Raw genomic sequence first — 24,610 nt, 5'->3', positions numbered from 1 at the left:
TCGTTAAAGGGGCACTTCGTCATTAGCGTTACCCAAAAGTTTAGCAGTGACGTGGTGAATATAAAGTAATGAATTATCGAAATATTGTCTGGCTTGGATAAACTCATCACCCATTAGTGACAAACTAGGCGATAGAATTCAAAAATCGACGTCGAGATAGGGCATTCGGGTTGTTTTCTGTCACATATCGGCGCAAAATTCACTAAAAAGTGAGGAGTTGTTATGGGAATTGAAGATATTCGCCGTGAGTATTCGAAAGGTGGCTTGCGTCGTAAAGACTTAGCAAACGACCCAATTGAGCAATTTAACAAGTGGCTTGCGCAGGCAGTGGAAGCGGAGCTTAGCGATCCAACCGCGATGACAGTGGCAACCGTTGACGAAAATGGTATGCCATTTCAGCGCATTGTTTTGTTGAAAAGCGTCGATGAGAATGGCTTTGTGTTTTACACCAACCTAGGTAGCCGTAAAGCGCAGCACATTGAGCACAACAACAAGGTGAGTTTGCATTTCCCTTGGCACACTCTTGAGCGTCAAGTGCATATCACTGGGGTAGCAGAAAAGCTAACGGCGATAGAAAACATGAAGTATTTCACCTCGCGCCCAAAAGAGAGCCAACTTGCAGCGATTGCCAGCAAGCAGAGTAGTCGTATTTCAGCTCGCGGTGTACTTGAAGGTAAGTTTTTGGAACTCAAACAGAAATTTGCTAAAGGCGAGATCCCCGTGCCCACGTTTTGGGGTGGCTACCGAATTCGTCCTGAATCGATTGAATTCTGGCAGGGTGGCGAACACCGACTGCACGATCGTTTCTTGTTTAGCAAAGACGGAGCGGGTCAATGGGATGCTGAGCGACTGGCGCCGTAATCGCTATTTGTTGTTTGTAATGTATTTAAGCTGCGGTTTTCGCAGCTTTTTTTATATTTCTTGCTAGATGTAGTACAAATTACAACCACCGTAACTTGTTGGTTCATGATCATTGTTCCGGAAGCTTGATCAAGTAAGGATCCTTTTTTATGCTTCTGTTTCTTGAGTATTCTCTTGTCGCAAGCCCAATAACGATAAGTGATAGCGCGATTCGCTTTCCCAAATTCAAAGGAAATCGGTATACTCCGCGGATCGACATTCCATTTACACTGAGGCCGGAAACATGGTGAAACGCAACAATGATATCCTTGATCATGCTTCCTTAACGCCTAACATTATCAAGCCTGCGGAAATCGTTCGCCTGCCTTCTCATATGGACTCTCATGAGCACCATTACACCCAAGTCGTTATTGGACTTAAAGGCCAATCTGAGTTTGATGTGGGTGGTGTTGGTAACCGAGTTGGTCCCGGACAGGGCTGTGTGGTGACTTCTGGCCTTGATCATGCTTTCGGAGGGATTGTTGATCAGCCAGATATTCTGGTGTTAAACATGCCATTGCCAAGTGACGGTGATCCCGTGCTTCTCCAAAGAATCAATGAGTTGTCGAAGAGTAAAACCTATTTTCAACTCGATATACAAATTCAAAAGCTGATTCAGATGCTGGTAGCGGAAATGAAAAGCAGCCCGGATGATCTGTTACTCAGCCGTGCGTGTAACGATACCGTGGTGGCGTTATTGCAGCGTCATATTTCAGAGCTAAAGACATCGTTGCGTGACTCTCGTTTCGATCTTGAACAGATTGACCGCTATATCGACCAGCATCTCGCCCATAAGATCTCCGTCGCCCAGCTTGCTGGTAGTGTTTTTTTGGGGGAAAGTCAGTTCCATATGCTGTTCAAAGAGCAGCTAGGTATTACGCCACACCAATATGTGCTAAACAAGCGCGTTGATGCAGCTAAGCGATTGATTGAACAAGGCAACCTAAACTTGGGTCAAATTGCTGAACTCACAGGCTTTTCTGGCCAAAGTACCTTTACGCACGCGTTTTCAAGGCTGCAAGGTGTTTCCCCCTCACAGTACCGCAAGCGTTTTTCTTCGTCTTAAATCTGGATATTGGCATTTGTAGCGACAGCTATTGGATCGATTATTTCCGGGAGCTTTCATACTTATGACGCCAAATAAACTTTATATGGTGAAAAATCAGCGATAATTAATCATCGGACAATCACCCAATAATCATCGCGTACTTAATCAACATGAAAAAACTGCATTCAGCTTTTAGTGCTCTTATTCTCATTGTCATAGCAGGCTGCTCTTCAACTGCCTCCATTGACAGCCAAAAAACCACTCGCTATTCCAAGTCCCATGAGCTTGTGGGACAAGCGTCATGGTATGGCAGCAAGTACCACGGTAAACGCACTGCAAGTGGCGAGCGCTATAACATGAGGGCGTATACTGCTGCTCACAAAACTCTGCCATTTGGCACCATTGTCCGAGTGACCAATACTGCCAATGGTAAGACGGTGGATGTGAAGATCAATGACCGAGCCCGTTTGTAAAAGGCCGAGTCATTGACTTGTCACGAAAGTCTTTTGAGCAAATTGGTAACATTAATAAGGGCACATTGCCTGTGAAAATAGATGTTATCGACGATAGCAACACCTTTAGATACAAACACTAATCACACCACTCTCTCTTTTTCCATTACTAATGATGAAAGAGAGAGTTGCTTCATCACGCGGTCTAGGCCGACACAAAACTGTAAAAAACCTCGCTCTAAACTGTCACATCAATTTCATAGTATTCGTCTCTAACTTGTTTGGAGATTGAGCACTATGTCTAACCCCCTTTATGTCTTCGACATGGATGAAACGTTGTTTGATGCCGATTGCGCCATGCTGTGGAATGAGTTTTTGGTCGAAAAAGGGATAGCGACTGAATCTGGCTTTCTTGAAGAAGATAGGCGCCTGATGGACCTTTATGCTCAAGGCAAAATGGAAATGGAAGAGTATTTAAAGTTCTCTATGTCCCCTCTATCTGGCGTATCCAAAGAAACGGTGTCGTTGCTGGTGGAACAATGCATTGATGAGAAGATACTACCTCTTTTATTTCCACAAGCTGCCACACTGATTGAGCAGCTCAAGCGTGACAAGATTCAGACAGTGATCATCTCCGCTTCGGTAAGTTTTTTGGTGTCGGCTATTGGTAAACGTATCGGCATTGATGAGGCGATGGGAATTGATTTGGTGGAAGAGGGCGACTGTTACACCAACACCGTTGTAGGTACGCCCACCTATCGAGAAGGTAAAGTAGAGAGGCTCCAGCAGTGGCTTGATGCGAGATTAGAACCCTATACTCACATTCACTTTTACACAGATTCTATTAACGATCGTTCATTGTGTGAGTATGCCGACCACGTCTATTTAGTGAATCCATGCCCCTTGCTCAAAGCGCTTGGTGAGAAGAAGCGATGGCAACAGCTAACCTGGTCTCTATAGCTTGGTCTGTTATCTGTTTATGTAGGCTCAATTTTTAAGCGTTTAGTAGAGCCTACTTTTGCTCAGGTTAGCGAAGTTTACTGCTATGGCGCTATCCTCTGAATCTCTTTTATCTCAAAGTCCGCGAACCAGACTTCGTCCTCTCCGGCATTAAGTCCCGCTTTGTCATTTAGAGAGCGATAGATGCCCCATTTCGGTCGTACAAAGTTGTCGGTACTAGCATTGCTGCCAGAGCGCCAAAGCTCGATATTTTGTTCATTGATAGTAAACAGCGGTGTTTCAGACCCAAGTGGTGTCACTGACATTTCCAGCGACCCTTGTTCGCTGAACTTTGCGCGTACAAATACCTCTAGCCATTGCCCTTGTATCTGAGTTGCCCAATCAATGCCTAGTTGGGAAGTATGAAGCAGCATGGTCTTAGCGTCTTGGCTATCGACATGACGTACCTCTAATCCACTGACACCGCCCTTGGTGTTGCCGGTAATGGTGACTAAGGGTTGGCTGACAGGGTCGCCAAAGTCAGAGACCGCCTTGAGCTGAAATAGGTGGGTAAAGTGACTGGTGACAGCGAAATCTTCGTCGATTCGAAACTTCCAACGGTACTCAAACGTCTTGTCCATAAAGCCTTTAAGCGAGTCTTCAGACTTGTCGTATACCTTGATCTCGTTGCGTTGGCGATCGGTTTTACCTGTGGCTCGATCACCATCTAGGTCGCGATGAATAGTAAAACGAAAGTAGTCGCCAACTTGGTTATCGCTGTCTTCGGTAATGTGTTTTACATCGTTGTGATTATGTTCCTCATATAGATCTGGCGCTTCGATGGAGCCTGCCCCGAGAACGCTTTCGATCAAATCGTAGGTATCCATATTGGCTGAACCATCCGATGCAAGTGACGCACTACTCAATACATAGTAGTTTCCAGAATTGTCGATATCGGGTGTATTTGGAATGCTGGAATTTCCTGAATTGGCGCCGCCGCAAGCGGTTAATACAAGTGGAATAAGGGTGGAAAGCGTGAGCTTTCGAGCTCGGTGCATCATAGGTAACTTCCTAATACAAAAAACGGGGCACCCTACAAGTGCCCCAATAAGCAGCTTTGCTTATTACTTACAATGTTGGTGTGGAGTTAGAAATCTTAAAAAGGCTCGGCAGTAATGCCGAGCCGGTTGGAGGTGATGTGGTTCAATTAGAACAGTTCAGAATCTACGTTATCGAAGTAGGCTGAGTTGACTGTGCTGCTGTTGTCACCTGTATAAAGCGTTAGCTGTGAAGGTACGATGCTAGAATCGAGTCCTGTCGTCGCTTGATCAATGTCAGTTGCGATTGTTTGACCATTCATAGTGACAGTGACTAGTCCTGCGTCTGTCCACGAAATAGTGAATGAGTGCCACGTATCAAGAGTAATGTCGCTCGCAATCTCGACATCATCGCTACCCGCTTCATATTTCAACTTAGTGCCTGACTGATTCAGTTCGAAGTAACGATCTGAGTTGTTCTTGCCGTCACCAATGTTGATGTACGTAGACTTAGTGTTAGTCGATGGGAAATACGCATCTACAGATACCGAACCTGCAACTGCCGGAGCAGTAAATGCACGCATCGCAAATGGCTTAGTCGCCGAGTTTTTGTCTTCCAGGTACAGAGACTTCTCTTCGCTATTTGCCGGGTCAACAGAAACTTCTGCGGTTGTTGCACCATCAGCGTCATCTTTGATGTTGGCTGTAGTCCAAGCGCCGCTTGCATCGCTAATTAGGTCGCTTACTGTATAAGATTCAAAATCATCAGTAACATCCGTTGGTTCTGTTGGTTCTGTTGGTTCTGTTGGATTTGTGGCATCACCATTTCCAATAACCGTTGCTTCTGACGTGTTGTCATTATAAGGGTTGTCTTTTAGAGTCTGGCCTACCATGTAGCTATCGAAATCATCTGCAAATATCAGTGTTTCGGTATCGCTATCATTTGAGTAGACGGCTAGATTGTCACCAACAAGCTCAAAATTTGTCGTGTTATTTGTATCACCAATCTTAAGTGAAATAACCGTAACCGGGGCGTTCTCAGTGATTTCGCCAATAAACTCTTCACCGTTTACCTTAAACTTAAACTCGTCGTTACCCCATGTAACTTCAACGGCAAGCTTTTTACCATTTGTAAATGTGCCCCGGCATCAGTGATTGACCCACCGCTTATACCGCTGACACCGGCACCTCGGTACTGTATCTTACCCTCACTTAAGATGACTTCACCGTAGAGGTTTTTATTGGACGTGCCATTGGTGAAAAGAGAGATGTAAGCATTGTCACCTGTACCATCTGCATCTTGAAGTGAGTCTTCATCTTCTTGATAAATGACATCTACAGTGAGTCGACCTGATGCAATACTGGTGACTGTTGCTCCTGTGGCTTTGTCAGAAAGTTTGAGACGAAGTTCGCCAACATCCGCTTTAGCTGGAGCTACGGCGTCTTCACCTAACGTGTCTTGGATTTGAACAGAGTTGTTAAATCCTGCGTTTTCGTTGGCGATATTTACTGCATCAGCAACCGCTGTATTTTCAGATTGGTCTGTACCAGAAAGCGTTCCGTAGACATCTGTATTAACCGTCAAAACACCATTTTCAACCAGATAAGAGCCCGTCGCTACAGTCTCACCATCTTTACCGTAGTAGGTGAACGAAATGTTCTCATCAACGAGGTCATCAGTAAAACTTGTCGTATAAATGGTGTAAATGCCATGATTGCTATCATCATCGTAGTAGCGCTGAGTTGTTCCATCGAAGACATATATATTAGGCAAATCAGAGCCAGACTGCGCTGCAATGTCTCCCTCCCCTGTAAGCTGCCAATAGCCCCCGCCAGTTTTGATGTTGGTGTTGTGCCCCCACCATTATCAGAACCTTCAGTGCCTTCGTTGATTACTTCAGGGTTACAACCCATCAGAAGCCCCGTTGAGAGGGTGACCGCTGCTGCAATTTTGGATACTCGCATAATTGAACTCTCTTTCATGTCCCTTGATATTGGATTTCAATATTATTGTATTATAAATATAAATGTTGCTAGCTGTAACATTTGGTTGCTTGATTGCAGTCACTGAAGTGGCGATAAATCATACGATTTTTGTGACGAAACTGACGTTATGGATAGTCTTATAGTGTCAATAAGAGAAGGTAAGTCAAATAAATGATCGTTTATATTGACTTTTTTGAGGATAAAGAGGGAGGAAAAAGAAAGGTTTGTGAGAAATATGGGAGAAGCGGTTATATGCTATGGCTGTGGAACAGAGTAAATAGAGCGCCATCGCTGTATTAATTGTAATACAAAAAATGGGTGAGAATTCGAAATGGCTCATAGAAGATGTTCTGTAGTAAGTTACCTATAGCATGTGCCACAACAGTAAATGTTAAATTGGTTTCATTTTATAACCTCTCATCTTGTCATTTTGGGTGTGACCTTGTATTAATTTTGTTAATAAGCGTAGGAATCAGCAAAAAGCTCGGAGTTTTTGACAAGTAATTCTCAAGCGCTCAAAATACACTGCTTGCCATTGCAGTAGTCCAGTCGATGTTTTTCGGCTGAGTAGAGATTGAGGAACACACATGTTTACAGCAACAGATGTGCTAAAAACGGAGTTTGTTGAGCAGCCGCTTGAACAGCTCTGGTCACTGATCTCTCCACTCTATATGGTGGATGAGTCTCAATGGTTGAAACAGCTTTTACCTCTGGCCACACCGCAAGGTGATGAAGCCCAGCAGATCCCACAGAAAACCACCCAGCTCATTGAAGCCATTCGTGCTGACAAAAATGCGATTCAGATGATCGATGCCTTGCTGCTTGAGTACAGCTTAGATACTCAAGAGGGTATTTTGCTGATGTGTCTTGCGGAAGCCTTGATGCGTATTCCAGATTCTGCAACGGCAGATGCGCTTATCCGCGACAAGCTCAGCGTCGCTGATTGGAAGTCACACCTAAAGAATTCTGATTCTGTGTTTGTCAATGCATCAACCTGGGGCTTGATGCTGACGGGCAAGGTGGTTGGCTTGTCAGATTCACAATCTCAAAGCCCAGCGAAAGCGGTGAACCGCTTGGTGAACAAATTCTCTGAACCTGTGATTCGTAAAGCCATGTATCAGGCAATGAAGGTCATGGGTCATCAGTTTGTATTAGGTCGCAGTATTGGCGAAGCGCAGAAGAACGGTAAGAAGATGCGCGACCGCGGCTTTACCTATTCGTTTGATATGTTGGGTGAGGCGGCGCTCACCAAAGCGGATGGCGATAAGTACTTCAAAGATTACCTAATGGCAATTGAAGCGGTTGGCAGTGACAAATACGGTTTAGATACCAGTCCTGCGCCGTCTGTTTCCATTAAGCTTTCTGCACTGCATCCTCGCTATGAAGTGGCGAATGAAGAGCGCGTGCTAACAGAGCTATGCGATACGCTGACTCAACTACTGACTCGCGCTCGCGAACTTGATGTTGCGATTACTATTGATGCGGAAGAGGCCGACCGTCTTGAGCTTTCTCTCAAGCTATTTGAAAAGGTGTACCGCAGCGATGTTGCTAAAGGCTGGGGTAAATTTGGTCTGGTTATTCAGGCGTATTCTAAACGTGCACTGCCGGTACTGGTTTGGGTCAATGCACTCGCGAAACAGCACGGCGATTTGATCCCGCTTCGTCTTGTGAAAGGCGCGTATTGGGACAGCGAGATCAAGTGGTCTCAGCAAGCGGGTTACGACAACTACCCTGTTTATACCCGTAAAGAAGCAACTGACGTGGCATACCTAGCCTGTGCTCGCTTCCTTCTCAGTGATAATGTGCGTGGAAACATCTTCCCGCAATTTGCGAGCCACAATGCGCACACAGTGACCGCAATTGCGACTATGGCGCAGCACACAGATTATGAATTCCAACGTCTACATGGCATGGGTGATTCCCTGTATGACCATGTGATGGACACTTATAAGCAACCGGTTCGAATCTATGCACCAGTGGGTAGCCACAAAGATCTGCTGCCATATCTGGTACGCCGACTGCTAGAAAATGGTGCGAACAGCAGCTTTGTACACCGTTTAGTGGATGCTCGTTGCCCAGTTGAAAGCCTGACTGTTCATCCAGTCGATGCGCTCAACGCGAACGACACCTTGCACAACGCCAATATTGCACTGCCACCAGCGATCTTTAGCGATCGCAAAAACTCGATTGGCGTCAACGTGGATATCGAGAGCGAAGTGAAAGAGTACGAACACAAAGTGGATGTATTCCGTAGCAAGCAGTGGCAGGGTGCACCAATCATCAATGGACAGTCCCAATACGAAAGCATGATCAAGGCAGGCGCTGCAGTAGATACGATTACCGCACCGTATGATCGTCGAATTGTCGTTGGTCAGGTCGCTATGGCTAACCTTGATCATGTTTCCGAAGCTATCAAGGTGGCAGAGGAAGGGTTCGCATCTTGGTCAACGCTTCCTTATGCCGAGCGTAGTCAGTGCTTACTTAACCTAGCAGACAAGCTAGAAGAGAATTTGCACGAGCTGGTGGCGATTTGTCATCAAGAAGCGGGCAAGACCATTCACGATAGCATCGACGAAGTGCGCGAAGCGGTCGACTTCTGTCGTTACTACGCTAAGCAGCCACATATTTTCAAGACACAATCGGTACTTGGCTTTGATGGTCAATCCAAGTCAATGACTCGCGGTGGTCGCGGTGTGTTTGTTTGTATCAGCCCATGGAACTTCCCATTGGCTATTTTCTTAGGTCAAGTGACAGCCGCTTTGGTGGCGGGTAATACCGTAGTTGCTAAACCTGCAGAGCAAACTTCTCTTATCGCCGTGCGTGCGGTTGAGCTGATGCTTGAAGCGGGCTTCCCAGCAAGCGCAATTCAGCTTATTACAGGTCGCGGCGCAGATGTCGGTCATGCTCTAACCTCTCATAACGCGATTGCTGGTGTTGCCTTTACTGGCTCGACACCAACAGCGCAGCGCATCAATAGCACCTTGGCTGCACGTCAAGTGGCACCAGTGCCATTTATCGCTGAAACCGGCGGTCAAAACGCAATGATTGTGGACTCTACTGCGCTCCCAGAGCAAGTGGTGCGTGACGTGGTTCGCTCTGCGTTTGCGTCGGCGGGTCAGCGCTGTAGTGCTCTACGTGTGCTGTATATTCAAGAAGATATCGCAGAGCGCGTGATCAACCTGATTCAAGGTGCAATGGATGAGCTAAAAGTTGGTTTGCCATACCTGCATTCGACCGATGTTGGCCCTGTGATTGATGCCAATGCGAAGCAAAAGCTTCTTGCTCATATTGAAGCGATGTCTAAGCAAGGCAAGAAAGTCGCTCAGCTATCTCTTGATGATGAATGTGCAGAGGGCGACTTTGTTCCACCTTGTGCGTTTGAGATCTCGGATATCTCGGTTCTAACAGAAGAGCACTTTGGTCCAATCCTACACATCGTTCGTTTTAAAGCGTCTGAACTGCCGAAAGTGGTCGACAGCATCAATGCGACCGGCTTTGGTCTTACACTTGGCGTACACAGCCGTAACGAGTCTACGTACGAATGGATCGAGAAACACGTTCGTGTCGGTAACTGCTACATCAACCGAGATCAGGTGGGTGCGGTAGTTGGTGTTCAACCGTTTGGTGGACAAGGTCTGTCGGGTACGGGGCCAAAAGCTGGTGGTCCTCACTATCTGTATCGCTTTACCGATGTCGTCAACAGCACCGCTTCCATTTCAAAGTAAGGAGAAAGAGTCATGGTTAATAACGCAACAATTTTCTCTGATGTTTTGAATGCATGGGAGAGCTGGAATGTTACCGATTTTGCTGAGCAGCGTGAGTGCTTACTTTCTGTTCAGCGCAATATGGCAGAGCTGAACGCGACGCTAGCAAGCGTGATGGCGTTTCACGTTCAACAAGCGAATATCCTGCTGGCTAACCCGCATGTGATGCCGGGGCCAACAGGCGAAACCAATGAGCTTTACGCTGCAGGTCGTGGCGTGGCTTTGGTTGTGCTTGAGAGCATCGATGCGCAAGCCAAAATCGCTGCGGTGGCACAGATAACAGCTGCGCTAATCGCAGGTAATGGCGTCATTGTTTGCTCTGGTAACGAGAAGTTTAATCAAATTTTAATTTCGGCAGTTGAGCGTTCTCAATTGCCTTCTAACCTAGTCCAGATTGTCGCTTTAGAAGAAGCCACTACCTTCATCGATTTCGATGTACGTGTCGTCGGTCTTGTAGGCTCTGAAGAAACACAATGGCAGGTTAACCATCAACTGGCTAATCGCGATGGAGCGATAGGTCTTTTGGTGTCTGAAACGGATTTGGCGTCACTTCCAACGTCGCACGATCCGAATCTAGTGTTGAGGTTCATAACGGAAAGAACAAGAACCATCAACATCACAGCAGTGGGGGCAACGCTACCTTGCTTGAACTTGGTAGCTAGTGGCTAAGGTCTTCGGACCCGCTCCACCCCGCCCTAACAGCCTCCAGCATTAAGTGGCTAGGAGGCTGAATTCTAGGATGAGGAAATAATAATGATTCAAAATAGCTTCGCTATTACGACAACTTTTATCGCTTACTTGGCGATGATGCTTGCTATCGGTGTGATCGCTTATAAGCGCACAGCGAACTCAAGCGACTACTTTCTTGGCGGACGTTCTTTAGGTCCTTGGCCTGCAGCGCTTTCTGCTGGTGCATCAGATATGAGTGGGTGGTTGCTACTTGGCTTGCCGGGCTATGCTACGCAGCCGGTATTGAGGCATTTTGGTTGGCAGGAGGCCTATTGGTAGGTACTTGGCTGAACTGGCTGATCTGCGCGAAACGACTACGTACTTACAGTATTACGACTGACGCTCTGACTCTTCCTGAATACTTATCTCGTCGTTTTAACGACAACTCTAAGGTGATTCAGGTTGTATCTGCGTTCTTCATTTTGCTTTTCTTCCTTTTCTACACCAGTTCTGGTCTAGTGGCAGGCGGTAAACTGTTTGAAACGGTATTCGGCTTAGACTACACAATCGCCGTAATTATCGGCACGGTTTGTGTTGTGTCTTACACGCTATTTGGTGGCTTCCTTGCGGTGTCTTGGACTGACCTAGTTCAAGGTCTACTCATGGCAGCAGCGCTAATGATTGTACCGGTCATTGGTATGCAAGGCGGTCTTGGTCAGCTAACGGCAGACCTAGAAGCCATTAACCCTGAGTTACTGACACTTTGGAATGACGCAAAAGGTCAGCCTTTGTCGGCAATTGCTATCATTTCATTGGTTGCATGGGGCTTAGGTTACTTTGGTCAGCCACATATCTTGGCGCGATTTAAAGCATCACGTAGCAACAAAGATCTCACGACAGCGCGCCGCATCGCGGTCGCATGGTCTGGTCTTTCTATGATTGGTGCACTACTTGTGGGCGTAGTTGGTCTGGTGTACATCACTAACACTGGCGGTGACGTTCTGGCTGATGGTGAGAAGATCTTCATGCTGCTTGTGAACGCGTTATTCCACCCAGTGATTGCGGGCATTTTGCTTGCAGCAATTTTAGCGGCAATCATGAGTACTGCAGATTCACAGCTTTTGGTGTCTTCTTCAGCATTAGCAGAAGATTTCTACAAGCAAATCATCAACAAAGACGCGTCTTCTGAGCAAGTGGTGATGGTGGGTCGCGTAGGCGTTATCCTGCTATCTGTGATTGCGCTTTTACTTGCTATGACGCCAGACAGCTCGGTATTGGGTCTTGTTTCTTACGCTTGGGCTGGCTTTGGCGCGGCGTTTGGGCCTGCAATTCTACTGAGCCTTTACTGGGCAGGTATGAACCGCAACGGCGCTATCGCAGGTATCATCGTTGGCGGTGTGACTATCGTGGTATGGAAACAGCTTTCTGGAGGTATCTTCGATATCTACGAAATCGTTCCTGGATTCATTCTATCTTGGATTTCAATCATGGTGGTGAGCTCTATGACGGGCGGCCCTGATAAAGACGTTCAAGCGCAGCACGCGACGTTTGAGAAGAACTTAGTTGAATTAGATTAAGTTAGTTCTAATTTCTAGTGTGTTACTAAAGCCCCGATTTTTGGGGCTTTTTGTTGGGAGTTTAAATCTAAATTGAACTCGAATAGGCGATTTTTGAAGTAATATGCCATACCAACTGCAAACTTATGATCATTGTCGGTAGGTAGGGCGAACTCTTTTAAGTTCGATGTCGCCTCTATATATGACTGGGTGTAGGTGTTCGAAGTTGGGTGTTTCAGCCATTGGATAGTCATCATAACGCGCATTAGAAATGGGTAGAGGTTAGTGAGTCACCTATCAACGAAGCAGTGCATCTACGCTAGCGCGAATGAGTTCAAATCGCTTCAGTCCTTGAAGAGTTCGATTTGGCGACAGAGCGGTTAGATTGCGTATAATCGCATTGCTAACGACGAGTGATGGACTGACCGACTTTGTCCCTTTGGTCTCTCCCCGATAGATCCGTATCAAATGCACATCATCTGGTACAACCATAGAACTTAAATCGCTGATGCCAATGATTTGCATACCTAGATTCCTTCCTAGAGAAATAAGGCGCTTGGTGTTGTCGCTAAGTTCGTTGTTGAAAATTAAGATCAGCACATCATTTCCCTGAGAAAGGGAAAAACGCTCCGCAAGCTTTGATCGACTCATCGATACCTCTTTGGCATCAATACCGGATCGCATCAGCCGCCGCGTAAAGTGCTCTGCAAACCCCTCGGTATTGTCTTGGCCGTTTACGTAGACTCGTTTAGCACTGAGGATCAGATGACATACCTGATCCAGTTGTTGCTGGTTGAGTGTGCTGGTGATTAACTTAAGGTGTTCAATTTCTTGGGCGATAGTGGCGTGTAGAACATTGCCGATCATCTGATTGTTGGTATGCAGATGCCTTTCTCTCGCATCTTCAAAAGACTGAGTGGTCTTAACTAAATAGCGCTTAAGCTCAGGGTGACCTTTAAATCCGAGTTTTTGCGCCAGCCGAACTAAAGTGGATGGGTGAACCTTTATTTCTCGGGCAACGTCTTTGCCTGAGAGACCTATGTGCTCGGGGCTTTTTAGGTAAAAGTCGACGGCTCGAAGCTCTTTCTTGGTCAGTTTAGAGCCTTCATCGACTAGGAGTTGCTCAAATAACGCACGTAATTTTGATTGAAATGTCAGTGTCTTAGAATTCATTGGAAAGAGAGCCGCTCGAAACATAGAGTTATCGTAACGAGAGACTGTGACTGTTTGGTTTCAAATTGCAGGTTAATTGCAGGTGCAATGAAAGTTGCGGAATACTAACCGATTTAATATCAGATGGTTATGCCTGTTTTGCAATAATTGCAAACCAAGATTCAAGCAATTGGCGGATAAATGTAACTTAAGTGTCAACTAATCAACTTAGCATTCATGGCAGTTCTTCAACGATATGGAATTTGAAATGAAACTGCGTCTTTCTTCTCTAGCTCTTTCACTTGTGGCTGCAAGTGCGGTTGCACAACCGGTTCAGGTCGAGCTTTGGCATAACCAGACAGGTGATGCGGAAGCGGTGTTACAAACGATCATCGATAACTTCAACAACGCGCACTCTGATGTAGAAGTGAGCGCTACCTATAATGGCAACTACGCCGATATCATTACCAAGTTGCAAGCGTCAATCCCTGCTCGTCGCAATCCAGATATGGCGGTACTAGAGGTGACTCAGTACGGCGTATTTGCAGAAGCAAAAGTACTGACTGACCTTAATGGCTATTATCAAGCCAATGGTGAGTTCACTGAAGAGTTACAGCCGTTTGCTTTAGAAATTGGCAACTACAAAGGCGGCAATTATGTCATGCCGTTTAACTCTTCCACACCACTCATGTATGTGAACAAGGCGTTGTTGGAGAAAGCGGGAATCACTGACGTACCTGAGATGACCAACTTCGACCAGATCCTCGAAGTCGCGAAAACAGTTCAGTCTAAACTTGGTGACAGCAATGTTTATGGAATCAATACGCCGAGTCAGTTCACCCGCTTTGCGTTGGTGATGCAAAATGGTGGAGATTGGGTCAATCCAGTCACCAATGAGTCTGGCTTTGATCAACAGGCCACAATAGATGCATTTCAATGGATGGGTGACCTTTACCACAAGCATCATGTCGCTTCTGCAGAGAGCGTGACCGATGAAAAGATGGTGAAACAGCACTTCAGCTCCGGTCGTGTGGCGATTCACTTTGACAGTACGGGTAACCTTGGCGACTACAAGCGCGCGCTAGGCGAGGATCTCGTGGTATTGCCGATGCCATGTACGGTTGAATGTCGTGTGCCTATCGGCGGTGCCGGTGTCGGTATGATGGCGAACATTGGCGAAGAAAAGCAGCAAGCCTCATGGCAGTTTATGCAGTACTTGGCATCCCAAAATCAAAGTGCTAAGTGGTTCCAACATACAGGGTATATGCCAGTGAACAAGACTGCGCTGGAGGTGGAATCTTCGAAGGCTCTGATAGAGGAACACCCTGAGTTTGGCGCTGCCATGGACCAGCTTCCAGTGGCGCAAGGGCGTGCTCGTCCGCCGGCAATGGCTTGGATTCGCTCTCAAGAGAAAGGTATCTGGGAGTCGATTGCCCTTGGTCAAAAGAGCGCTGATGAAGCCCTCAAAGCATTTGATAAACGCGTCAAATCGCGCCTTTAACTGTTCTTTTTTGGCAGGCTACCGCCTGCCTTCCTACTGTATTTTATGAATCATTAAAATGAAAAAGTTAGCACCTTATCTGTTTGTGCTGCCTTGCATATTGCTCATAGGCATTTTTACCTATTGGCCGATCGTTTCATCGTTTTTCTACAGCTTTCATAGCTGGAACTTCCTGAGTAACGATATGCCTTTTGTGGGACTGGAAAACTATCGCAATTTACTTGGTGGAGGAGAGTTTCGAAACTCATTGATCATTACGATTGTGTTCGTGGTTGTGTCTGTGCCGTTAAGGCTTGGCCTTGCGCTGCTACTGGCGAACTTCCTTGTCAATGAAACCAAACTCATCCGTTTTTTACGAGGCGCGTATTTCTTGCCTTCTGTGACCTCGACAGTCGCGATTTCTGTTATTTGGAGCTGGATATTTGCGACAGATTTTGGTCTGGTCAATAGCCTACTCGCCATATTTGGTGTCGACAAGGTGACTTGGCTTCAGTCACCCATGCTTGCCCTATGGGTCATTATCATCGTGAACACTTGGAAGCAGTTGGGTTATGACATGGTGATCTATGTGGCCGGATTACAGTCGATCCCAAAAGAGCTCTACGAAGCGTCTCAAGTCGATGGTGGAAAAAAGTTTCATGTATTTCGCAGAGTCACTTTTCCGTTAGTCATGCCAACCACTTACTTTTTGCTGATCATTTCCGTGGTTGAGTCATTCCAGATCTTTACCATTGTTAATGTGATGACCAATGGTGGGCCTGCGTTCGCGACCGACATGTTGGTGAACTTACTCTACCGCACAGGCTTTGTGCTGTTCGATATTGGCCAAGGCTCGGCACTCGCTGTCATTCTATTCATCATTCTGTTGGTTTTGGCCGTCGTAAAATCCAAATTGATTGGTAAGAAGGTGCACTATGAAGGCAGCTAATCTCACTCTCATTGAACCGAAGAAAACACATTGGTCGTTATCCAATGTTGTGCTCACCGCACTGGCGTTGATGTTTCTTTTTCCAATCGGTTATGGCGTGTTTTTATCACTCATACCCTTTGATGCATACAGCGCTGGTGAGTTTCGATTCTCACTGGAAAATTATGCGATTGCGTTTAGCGATATGAACTTTCCATTGTATTTGTTCAATACCGCTGTGGTCTCGATAGCGGTGACTGTGCTGAGCTTGGTGGTATCGGTATGTGCTGCTTATGCTTTTAGCCGTATTGAATTTAAGGGAAGGGAGTTTTTGTTCTGGCTAGTGGTTGCAACACTCATGGTGCCGGGTCACATCAGCCTGATTCCTAACTACTTAAACATGGCGAAAGTAGGTCTGCTAGACAGCTATTGGACGTTGATCCTGCCTTCTATCGCGAGTGGGTTTGTCACCTTCTTTTTGCGTCAGTACTTCAAGAACATTCCTAAGGCAATGGACGAAGCGGCTTGGGTGGATGGCGCTAATCATTTACAGGTGTTGTGGAAGGTGATTGTCCCACTATCGAGGCCTGCCATTGCAGCGATGGCGCTGTTCACGTTCCTTGGCGAGTGGAATTCATATATTTGGCCACTTATTGCCACGGACAGTGAGGAGGTCAGAACACTTCAGATCGCGTTATCGCGTCTTTATGCGGCCGCCGCTGATGATGGCATTGTGAACTGGCCGCTAGTGATGGCAGGGGCGACATTGACCATGCTGCCAACCTTGCTGTGCTTCAAACTTGTGGAAAAACACCTTGTCCGTGGCATCGCATGGGAGCGTTAAAATAAGACTTATTACTATGACAAAATCATTCATTGCGTCTCACCGAGGCGGTACATTGCTTTGGGGTGAAAACACCCGCGTAGCATTCGAGAAAACACTAACGTTACCGGTTGAACTTGTTGAGTTCGATGTTCACCCCACAAAGGATGGTGTGTTGGTGGTTCATCATGATGCCACCCTTGATCGAACCACCGACATGACAGGTGCCATAAGCGAAAAAACGTGGCAGGAAGTGTCTCAGGCTCGAGTTAATCACTCTGGTGGCGAGCGTATGCTGACGTTAACTGAGCTGTGTGAGATGTACCGAGAAAGTGACATCAAGCTAAGGCTCGAAATCAAGGGCGATGTCTACAAGTCACCGTATCCGGGACTTGTAGACAAGGTGCTGTCGGTGCTTGAAGAAACAAACATGACCGACAAGTGCATCATTTCTTCATTTAACTGTGAAACACTGCAAGAGCTGGCTGAAAAACGACCGTCCATGTTCACCATATGGCTAGTCGCAAGAAATCTACCGAATCTTTTAGGGGCAGAGAGAGTAGCGACGCTGGCAAAAGACATGAACGTCGATGAGGTGTCAGTACACGTCAGTCAGCTAAAAGCAGAGACTCAATCTGCGGTCAAGGCAAAGGGCATGGAGTATGGATGCTACGGTGCACATTGCGCAAAGACGATTGCAAAAGCGCTTAATTACGGCGTTTATGCGTTTACCACAGACCGTCCAGATCTGGCTTTGAGACTGCGAGACCAATTTCCAAAAGGGGCTTCAAAATGACATCGATTACGCTACAGAACATAGATAAAGTCTACTCTGAGGGCAACCAAGTCATTCACGATGTGAACATGGATATCAAGAGCGGAGAGTTTATTGTCATAGTTGGCCCTTCGGGTTGTGGTAAATCGACCTTGCTGCGCATGATCGCCGGTTTAGAGCACATTTCCGCAGGTGACTTAGTGATTAACGGCCATAGGATGAATACGGTGCAGCCTCAGGATCGAGACCTTGCCTTCGTATTTCAAAACTATGCGCTCTATCCGCATTTGACCGTGCGTGACAACATTGCCTTTAGTCTTGAGCTAAGAGGCATCGATAAAGCCACTAGGCATAGTAAAGCGGATGAAGTCGCAAAAACGCTGAGGCTGTCAGAACATCTAGATAAAAAACCGGGACAGCTTTCTGGTGGTCAGCGTCAACGCGTCGCAATGGGGCGAGCTATTGCCAGAGATGCTGGGATTTATCTAATGGATGAGCCGTTGTCGAATCTAGATGCCGAGCTTAGAAACTCCATGCGAGCTCAGATAAAGCAGCTCCACCGCAAGCTAAGAAACACAACGGTTTATGTCACGCATGATCAGATTGAGGCACTCACATTGGCAGATAAGATTGCGGTGATGAAAGATGGCGTGTTGCAGCAGTTTGCGAGCCTGAAGAGATTTACGATGACCCTGCCAACGTATTTGTCGCATCGTTTATCGGTAACCCACCCACCAACATTTTGCCGCTCACTGTTTTGCAAAACACGGGCTCTTTGATGAGCGGCGAAGTCAAGTGGTTGCTGGGTGAATCGAATCTTGCTCAAGGTAACTATTTGCTGGGTATCCGACCAGATAAAATGACAGTTATCGAAGCAAGTAAAAACGCAGAGATTTACTGGCGAGCGCGCGTTGAGTTGGTTGAGACGACAGGTGGTTCGCGCATAATCCATTGCGAAACTGGGAGCTATAAGTTTTTGCTCAGTGTCGATAGAAGCTACAAAATAGAGGAAGGTCAAGAGATAGACGTCGGCTTTAATTTCAGCGATGCATTTTTGTTTGACGCAAATACGGAAAGAAGAGTTTACTCAAATGGTGATGCGGCAAGGCAAGTAGCTTAACACTTAAGTAGTTTGATTGGGGCACATATAGGCTCTCAAAATCAATACAATAAACATACGTTGCATGATGATTTTAGATAAGCTTCAAGTTTCATATTTTAAGATTGGAAACGTGGCTTTGTTCTTCTACACTCCTTGCTAATTATAAAGGATAAAGGGCTGCTGTCAGCTTGATGATTGGCAGCCTAATATTGTAGTTAAGGACAGATAGATGAGCACTCATCCAGAATTGGCGCAACGAAAGCCATCACAGAGAACACTGACGCTCAGCGAGTCTAGGCGCGGTGGTGATAGGCAAGCACTTCAGTTACAAGACAATCGGTCTGATGTTGCCACACACCAGCGGTTAAATATGGTGCGTCAGCAGCAATCCGAGGCGAGCATTCAGAAGCAAGCCAAACTGCCATCGAGTAGTAACCAAACTGGTTTACCCCATCAACTTAAGGCTGGCATAGAAAATCTGTCTGGGTACTCGATGGATGACGTGAAAGTGCATTATAACTCCTCCAAGCCAGCTCAGCTTCAAGCGCACGCTTATGCGCAAGGCACTAATATTCATATTGGCCCAGGTCAAGAGAGACACTTGGCTCATGAAGCTTGGCATGTCGTGCAACAGAAGCAAGGTAGAGTGAAACCAACAATGCAGATGAAAGGTAAGGTCAATGTCAATGATGATGCATTGTTGGAGCGTGAAGCTGACGTTATGGGCGCTAAAGCATTACAGATGGGACCAAGCAGTCATCAGCCACATCAACTCAAAGCTGCTAATGTCAGTACTACGGTGCAAGCAAAGCTGAGTAGTGCCGTGTTGAATGTCGCAGGTGAAACGCATGATGAATACACACAAAAAGGGAACGAGGGACTTAGAGATAAGGAGAAAGCGTTTGCATCTCAAAAGGCTGGTGGCAGTTACTGGACTGAGTCTCAGTTTAAGGTAACCGAATCTAGTGTGTGGTACGGCAAAAATAAAGGCGAGAGCGGCGATCCAGTTAGATTGCAGTTCTTACAAGGGGTAGAGGTTGTAGATTCTTTATGCGGGAAGTTCTTGCCGCAGCTGGATCATACCGTGAAAGATGAAGCAAAAATGCTCAGAGAGCGTGTGGAGTCGGCGATTCGAACCATAGGTGGTGGTGTCGCTGATCGATATAAAGCCATGGTAGAAGAGCACAATTCTGATGTAAGAGCACTAACGGATAGTCAAATTGATGCTGCCCAAAAAACAACGGCGAAATTGTCAGAAATGGCGACTCAGTGTAAAGCGATATATGACCTTATTCAGGATGATGGAACGCTGAATGCAGGCAGCGACAAGATCCCTGAGTTGAAAAAAGAAGCGATAAAAATAAATGCAGAGATCAAGAAACAAGCAGCAGTGTTACACGGCAACAAGGCTGTAAATCAAGAAAATGTGAGGATCCCGCGCTCTGAAGCGATGCATTACAGTGCTCAAGCCAGTCATGCCTCTAAAGGTATTTGGAAAGTGGGAAATAATCACCTTAACGATATCGAAGCTCATATTAAAGGCTTTTTTGTCGGCGCGCTAAATACAACTTGATGAGCAAAGCCGATTTCAACAAAGAGCGTGATGCCTTTAAACCGAAATAAACAAGGTCGAACAATACCTGATGAGTTGTTGGCTTAGGTATGTACTTTTTAATGATCACTGAACACAGCCAAGTGATGATAGGTTGGGGTAAGCCCTTTTTATAAATACAGAAACGACAAGGGCTCCCATAAAGTGAGCCCCTTAGATTTGATCTATGCCACGCTTGGGATTGCGCTCTGTTTTTTATCAAGAGCACCACTAAGGCGTGTTAGGAACAGTGCAACTATGACGATTGCCGCTCCAACCCAAGGGGTATGCATGAGCCCTGCTTCAGCGACAATATGGCCGCCACCCCAAGAGCCTAATGCGATACCAACGTTAAAGGCCGCAATGTTTAAACCAGAAGCAACGTCAACGCCATCAGGAGCATACTTCTCAGCGAGCTTCACTACATAAACTTGCAATCCTGGGACGTTACCGAAGGCAAACGCACCCCATACCAAGATAGTGATGACGGCTGCAATAGGGTTGACTGCCGTAAAGTTGAACACCAGTAGTATGCCAGCAAGACCTGCGAAGATAATTGTTAGGGCTTTAATCGGCCCATAGAATCCGCCATTTTCCCGCCCCAGATATTACCAATAGCAACAGAAACCCCATAGACCAACATGATTAAGCCGACGGCACTGGAGTCAAAACCTGATACTTGCTCTAAGATCGGTGCAAGGTAAGTAAACGCGGTAAACGTACCACCATAGCCCAGTGCAGTAATTGCGTACACCAGAAGCAGACGAGGCTGCGCCAGTACTTTCATTTGCGCTGATAGTTTTGCCGCTGGTGGCTGTTTTAGGTTATTAGGAACAAGGAAAGCGCTGCCAATCAGGGCAATCAATCCAAGTACCGCAACCACCAAGAACGTGGTTTGCCAACCAAGAGTTTGTCCAATGTATGTGCCAAGCGGAACACCTGTTACTAGAGCAACAGTCAGACCAGTAAACATAATGGCGATAGCGCTCGCGGCTTTTTCTTTAGAAACCAAGCCTGTCGCAATGGTTGAGCCAATGGAGAAGAATACGCCGTGAGCAAGACCTGTCAGTATGCGTGCGAGAACAAGTGTATTGTAGCCAGGCGCTTGCCAAGCTAAAAGGTTACCCGCAACAAACAAACTCATCACAGCAAGCAAAACATACTTACGCTTCCAGTTACCAGTTAAGGCTGTGAGGACGGGGGCGCCGACCGCAACACCAAGCGCGTATAAGCTGACTAATAAACCCGCTGAAGGCAGTGATACGCCCAGATCAGCGGCCATAGTTGGGATTAACCCAACAATAACGAACTCTGTTGTGCCGATAGCAAAGGCACTGAGAGTTAATGCAAAAAGTGCAATAGGCATTATATTTCTCCAATAATTCGCAGTTGCAGGCTACAGACCTGAACGGCTTTCGCTTTGTTGGGCGCATTATTGAAGAAAGTATGGTTGTAAAAAATAGCGGTTGTTACAAATGATTTTTGCAAATTTGGCAAAAGAATATTTTGGGTAGGTTACCAAAAGTTAACTACTTGAAGTTATAGAGATCTCGACCCACAATCAAAAGCGATCTGAAAAACGTGTGCTAAGGAGTAAGTATGTCTACATCGGTAAAACTTAAAGCGGGCGATGCGTTTCCCTCACTACAAGCCACCTTGTTGGATGGCACATCGGTAACGCTTGGAGAGCCCAAAGGCGGTTTAACGTGGCAAGCGGTGTTCGTTTATCGTGGCAAACACTGCCCACTGTGTACGAAATACCTCAATGAGCTGGAATCCTACAAACAGGCATTTGCCGATGCAGGTGTGGATATTTTGGCGGTGTCAGGAGACTCAAAAGCGCAGTTAGAGCAGCATTTAGAGAAGCTCGATGTTAGCTTCCCACTTGCTTACGGTTTGACGGAAGAGCAAATGAAGCAGCTCGGCCTGTATATCTCATTGCCGCGCTCCGAGCAGGAAACGGACCACAATTTTGCAGAGCCTGGGCTCTTTGTGGTGAATGAGCACGGAAACTTGCATGTTGTCGACATCTCAAACAACCCGTTTGTTAGGCCGGAATTAGGCGCGTTATCTCGCGGTCTCGCTTGGATCCGTGATCCGAATAATCACTACCCAATTCGCGGAACTCTCGACTACTAATTCGCAGAACGATAGAAAAACCAAAGGGGAGCATCATGCTCCCCTTTGTCGTTCATACGTTTATATCATGAGCGGATTTGAATGTCGTAGGTCTCAGACCATACGCGAAGATCATCAAGTATCTTCAGCGCAGTTCGGCCAAATTCGGTCAGCTCGTAGCTTACGGCGATGGGTCTGTCACTGATGACTTTGCGGTTTACCATGCCTTCCAGTTCAAGTTCTTTCAGTCTTTGGTCGACCATTTTCTTACTGGCACCGCCCAATAGGCGCGTTAGGTCATTGAAACGAACCGGACCATCTTTGAGATGATAAATAATAGATCCTTTCCACTTGCCACCAATCAGACGCATGCCTTTCTCTATTGCGCAGGGCTCTGAACAGGCGTTTTCAACAGACTTGCGGCCACGATTATCAATTTTGATCTGGCTTTCCACGATAGTGCTCCTAGGTCACCAAATGGTAACTGGTTGAAACCGATATTTAGGTCACCATAATATACCTGGTAACTAAAAATTCAATCAAATAAAACGAATAAAACAAAGAGAAAGTCATTATGAGCCAAACAATCAAACTGGATGTGGTATCGGACGTGGTGTGCCCATGGTGCATCATCGGTTACAAGCGCTTGGAACAAGCGATTAGAGAGCTGGGTGTTGAGGATCGTATTGATCTTGAGTGGCAGCCGTTTGAACTGAACCCTCATATGCCATTGGAAGGTCAAAACCTGCGTGAGCACCTAGCAGAAAAATACGGAACCACAAAAGAAGACAGCATTCGCACTCGTGAGCAGTTGACTCAGTTAGGTCAAGAGGTTGGGTTTACCTTTGACTACAGCGATGAGATGAAGATGCTCAACACTTTTGAAGCAAATATTTTACTTGAGTATGCCAAGGAGCAAGGTAAACAAACAGATTTGAAACTCCGTTTGTTCAGCGCGTTCTTCGGAGAGGGAAAAGATATCAGCAATCGAGAAGTGCTAGCAAACGAACTTGCTGCTATTGGGCTGGACAGCGACAGTGCAATTGCCGTCTAGATGATCCAAATGCTCGCCTTGAAGTGCAGCAAGCGGAAGAGACTTGGAAGAACTTAGGAATCAGCTCGGTGCCGACGGTGGTATTTAATCGTCAAAGTGCATTGACGGGCGCACAGCCGGTTGAGGTATATAAGCAGGTATTGCAAGAATTACTTGCTCAATAAGTAGCTGGTCAAATGAATTAAGAGGGTCAGGCATTGTGAATGCGATGTCTGACCCTTGTTGACATTAACCTACATCAGTATTGAGTTCCTGCTCCGCGACGGACAACATTGCAAACTCTTCTTCAGCACTCGATGCGACTAAGTTGTTGCGACTATAAAGGCCATAGTAAACCCCACCAATGACAAACAGTCCAAATGTCATATAGAACGCCGATGGGTCAAACGCATACACACCTGTAAGTGCGACTAGCGATAAGATGAGTGAGATCCCAGAGGTAACAACCCCGCCCGGCGTGCGATACGGACGCTCAAGATCTGGTTGCTTCACTCTCAGCAAGATGTGGCTAAGAGACATTAAGGCATAGGACACCGTCGCGCCCACGACAGCCATAGCCAGTATCAGATCACCTTCACCTGTAAGAGACACAGCAAAACCAAAGATGCCCGGGAAAATCAAAGCGCGAGATGGCACTTTGTTTTTACTAGTTAAGGATAAGCTTTTCGGTAGATACCCAGCTCTCGACAAGGCGAAAACAAGGCGGCTATAACCGTAAACAATTGAGAAGAACGAAGCGATAAGACCTGCCAGTCCAAGCATGTTCACCAAGGTTGCAAGCGTTGGGTTGTTTGTCACTTTTAGCGCATCGACCAGCGGTACCGCACTTGCGCCTATCAGCTCTGATCCCGCAGCGCCCGCAAGTAAAAAGACAACCGAGTGCTGCAGTGACGAGTAGGAATACCATCGCGCCGATAATACCTTTTGGTACGTCTTTTGCGGGATTTTTAGCTTCTTCAGCGGCGAGCGGAACCCCTTCAACGGCCAAGAACAGCCACATCGCAAAGGGCAATGCAGCCCAAACACCATACCAACCAAAAGGTAGGATTTCAGTCGCTTCTGCGGTGGTTGGTGCGATGTCAAATAGGTTACTAGCATCAAAGTGACCAACGAGTGCAACAGCGGTTAGTATGATAGCGAGAACGGCGAGACCGCTAATCACCATCATAACCTTGAGCGCCTCACCGACCCCAAATAGATGAATACCAATAAACGCGGCATAAAATAGCGCATAAA

The 24,610-nt window shown here is 46.5% G+C and carries 18 protein-coding genes and 6 pseudogenes; 16 read left to right on the top strand and 8 right to left on the bottom strand.

From position 1 onward, the window contains the following. The first annotated feature begins 222 nt into the window (after window positions 1-222). The 4 genes and pseudogenes from pdxH to TZ48_RS03895 all read left to right on the top strand — a co-directional run bounded on the left by pdxH (window position 223) and on the right by TZ48_RS03895 (window position 3,360). Entirely contained in the window at window positions 223-861 is a 639-nt protein-coding gene (pdxH, locus tag TZ48_RS03910; protein WP_112478321.1) for a pyridoxamine 5'-phosphate oxidase, read from the top strand. Between the two features lie 340 nt (window positions 862-1,201). Continuing rightward, window positions 1,202-1,966 (top strand): annotated as a pseudogene (locus tag TZ48_RS03905) (AraC family transcriptional regulator); the annotation flags it as partial. A gap of 152 nt (window positions 1,967-2,118) precedes the next feature. Then, window positions 2,119-2,543 (top strand): annotated as a pseudogene (locus tag TZ48_RS03900) (septal ring lytic transglycosylase RlpA family protein). Window positions 2,544-2,697: 154 nt separating this feature from the next. Further along, on the top strand, window positions 2,698-3,360 hold the full coding sequence (locus tag TZ48_RS03895; protein ID WP_112478319.1) for an HAD family hydrolase: 663 nt from the start codon (window positions 2,698-2,700) through the stop codon (window positions 3,358-3,360). 83 nt (window positions 3,361-3,443) lie between these two features. Here TZ48_RS03895 and TZ48_RS03890 read toward each other — a convergent pair whose 3' ends face one another. The 3 genes from TZ48_RS03890 to TZ48_RS24715 all read right to left on the bottom strand — a co-directional run bounded on the left by TZ48_RS03890 (window position 3,444) and on the right by TZ48_RS24715 (window position 6,150). Further along, window positions 3,444-4,400, bottom strand: coding sequence for a polysaccharide lyase family protein (locus tag TZ48_RS03890; RefSeq protein WP_239670697.1), 957 nt, complete (start codon window positions 4,398-4,400; stop codon window positions 3,444-3,446). Between the two features lie 146 nt (window positions 4,401-4,546). Next, window positions 4,547-5,269 carry a hypothetical protein gene (locus TZ48_RS24720; RefSeq protein WP_239670696.1) on the bottom strand — a complete coding sequence of 241 codons (723 nt, stop codon included), beginning with the start codon at window positions 5,267-5,269 and terminating at the stop codon, window positions 4,547-4,549. 176 nt (window positions 5,270-5,445) lie between these two features. Further along, a complete protein-coding gene (locus tag TZ48_RS24715) occupies window positions 5,446-6,150 on the bottom strand; it encodes a hypothetical protein (protein WP_239670695.1) in 705 nt (234 codons plus the stop codon). A gap of 799 nt (window positions 6,151-6,949) precedes the next feature. On the opposite strand from TZ48_RS24715, the gene putA reads away from it, so the two are divergent. The 3 genes and pseudogenes from putA to putP all read left to right on the top strand — a co-directional run bounded on the left by putA (window position 6,950) and on the right by putP (window position 12,372). After that, entirely contained in the window at window positions 6,950-10,087 is a 3,138-nt protein-coding gene (gene putA, locus TZ48_RS03880) for a bifunctional proline dehydrogenase/L-glutamate gamma-semialdehyde dehydrogenase PutA (protein WP_112478318.1), read from the top strand. 12 nt (window positions 10,088-10,099) lie between these two features. Continuing rightward, window positions 10,100-10,788 (top strand): annotated as a pseudogene (locus TZ48_RS03875) (1-pyrroline-5-carboxylate dehydrogenase). Between the two features lie 91 nt (window positions 10,789-10,879). Beyond that, a pseudogene (putP, locus tag TZ48_RS03870) lies at window positions 10,880-12,372 on the top strand (sodium/proline symporter PutP). 276 nt (window positions 12,373-12,648) lie between these two features. Here the strand turns inward: putP and TZ48_RS03860 are convergent. Beyond that, the gene (locus TZ48_RS03860; RefSeq protein ID WP_162674481.1) at window positions 12,649-13,524 is read right to left on the bottom strand and encodes a MurR/RpiR family transcriptional regulator; all 876 of its coding nucleotides are present in this window, start codon (window positions 13,522-13,524) and stop codon (window positions 12,649-12,651) included. A 247-nt stretch (window positions 13,525-13,771) separates the two neighbouring features. On the opposite strand from TZ48_RS03860, the gene TZ48_RS03855 reads away from it, so the two are divergent. The 7 genes from TZ48_RS03855 (at window position 13,772) to TZ48_RS24705 (ending at window position 20,184) form a co-directional block, all read left to right on the top strand. After that, window positions 13,772-15,004 (top strand): ABC transporter substrate-binding protein, encoded by a 1,233-nt coding sequence (locus TZ48_RS03855; RefSeq protein ID WP_162674480.1) that lies wholly within the window; start codon window positions 13,772-13,774, stop codon window positions 15,002-15,004. A gap of 58 nt (window positions 15,005-15,062) precedes the next feature. Further along, window positions 15,063-15,932 carry a carbohydrate ABC transporter permease gene (locus tag TZ48_RS03850; protein ID WP_112478313.1) on the top strand — a complete coding sequence of 290 codons (870 nt, stop codon included), beginning with the start codon at window positions 15,063-15,065 and terminating at the stop codon, window positions 15,930-15,932. Further along, window positions 15,919-16,755 (top strand): carbohydrate ABC transporter permease, encoded by an 837-nt coding sequence (locus tag TZ48_RS03845; RefSeq protein WP_112478312.1) that lies wholly within the window; start codon window positions 15,919-15,921, stop codon window positions 16,753-16,755. The genes TZ48_RS03850 and TZ48_RS03845 overlap by 14 nt, the downstream gene beginning before the upstream one ends. A 16-nt stretch (window positions 16,756-16,771) precedes the next feature. Further along, entirely contained in the window at window positions 16,772-17,530 is a 759-nt protein-coding gene (locus TZ48_RS03840) for a glycerophosphodiester phosphodiesterase (protein ID WP_112478311.1), read from the top strand. Continuing rightward, window positions 17,527-18,288: an ABC transporter ATP-binding protein gene (locus tag TZ48_RS03835; protein WP_239670694.1), complete on the top strand. Its 762-nt coding sequence runs from the start codon at window positions 17,527-17,529 to the stop codon at window positions 18,286-18,288. The genes TZ48_RS03840 and TZ48_RS03835 overlap by 4 nt, the downstream gene beginning before the upstream one ends. Then, complete coding sequence (locus TZ48_RS24710; protein ID WP_239670693.1) at window positions 18,288-18,629, top strand: TOBE domain-containing protein; 342 nt, start codon at window positions 18,288-18,290, stop codon at window positions 18,627-18,629. The genes TZ48_RS03835 and TZ48_RS24710 overlap by 1 nt, the downstream gene beginning before the upstream one ends. Before the next feature lie 211 nt (window positions 18,630-18,840). Beyond that, on the top strand, window positions 18,841-20,184 hold the full coding sequence (locus tag TZ48_RS24705; RefSeq protein WP_239670692.1) for an eCIS core domain-containing protein: 1,344 nt from the start codon (window positions 18,841-18,843) through the stop codon (window positions 20,182-20,184). 203 nt (window positions 20,185-20,387) lie between these two features. Here the strand turns inward: TZ48_RS24705 and TZ48_RS26595 are convergent, their stop codons facing one another. Then, a complete protein-coding gene (locus TZ48_RS26595) occupies window positions 20,388-20,726 on the bottom strand; it encodes a hypothetical protein (RefSeq protein WP_476723312.1) in 339 nt (112 codons plus the stop codon). A 35-nt stretch (window positions 20,727-20,761) separates the two neighbouring features. Continuing rightward, on the bottom strand, window positions 20,762-21,568 hold the full coding sequence (locus tag TZ48_RS03825) for an MFS transporter (RefSeq protein WP_476723311.1): 807 nt from the start codon (window positions 21,566-21,568) through the stop codon (window positions 20,762-20,764). Window positions 21,569-21,801: 233 nt separating this feature from the next. On the opposite strand from TZ48_RS03825, the gene TZ48_RS03820 reads away from it, so the two are divergent. Continuing rightward, on the top strand, window positions 21,802-22,341 hold the full coding sequence (locus TZ48_RS03820) for a peroxiredoxin family protein (RefSeq protein ID WP_112478310.1): 540 nt from the start codon (window positions 21,802-21,804) through the stop codon (window positions 22,339-22,341). 65 nt (window positions 22,342-22,406) lie between these two features. Here the strand turns inward: TZ48_RS03820 and TZ48_RS03815 are convergent, their stop codons facing one another. Beyond that, entirely contained in the window at window positions 22,407-22,775 is a 369-nt protein-coding gene (locus tag TZ48_RS03815; protein WP_112478309.1) for a winged helix-turn-helix transcriptional regulator, read from the bottom strand. A gap of 119 nt (window positions 22,776-22,894) precedes the next feature. On the opposite strand from TZ48_RS03815, the pseudogene TZ48_RS03810 reads away from it, so the two are divergent. Continuing rightward, window positions 22,895-23,538: pseudogene (locus TZ48_RS03810) on the top strand (DsbA family oxidoreductase). A gap of 64 nt (window positions 23,539-23,602) precedes the next feature. Here the strand turns inward: TZ48_RS03810 and TZ48_RS26065 are convergent. Continuing rightward, window positions 23,603-24,610, bottom strand: a pseudogene (locus TZ48_RS26065) (amino acid permease); the annotation flags it as partial.

Origin of the sequence: Vibrio variabilis (assembly GCF_003263785.1) — a bacterium.
In the GTDB taxonomy this organism is placed as follows: domain Bacteria; phylum Pseudomonadota; class Gammaproteobacteria; order Enterobacterales; family Vibrionaceae; genus Vibrio; species Vibrio variabilis.
This window is presented reverse-complemented; position numbering and strand designations above follow the sequence as displayed.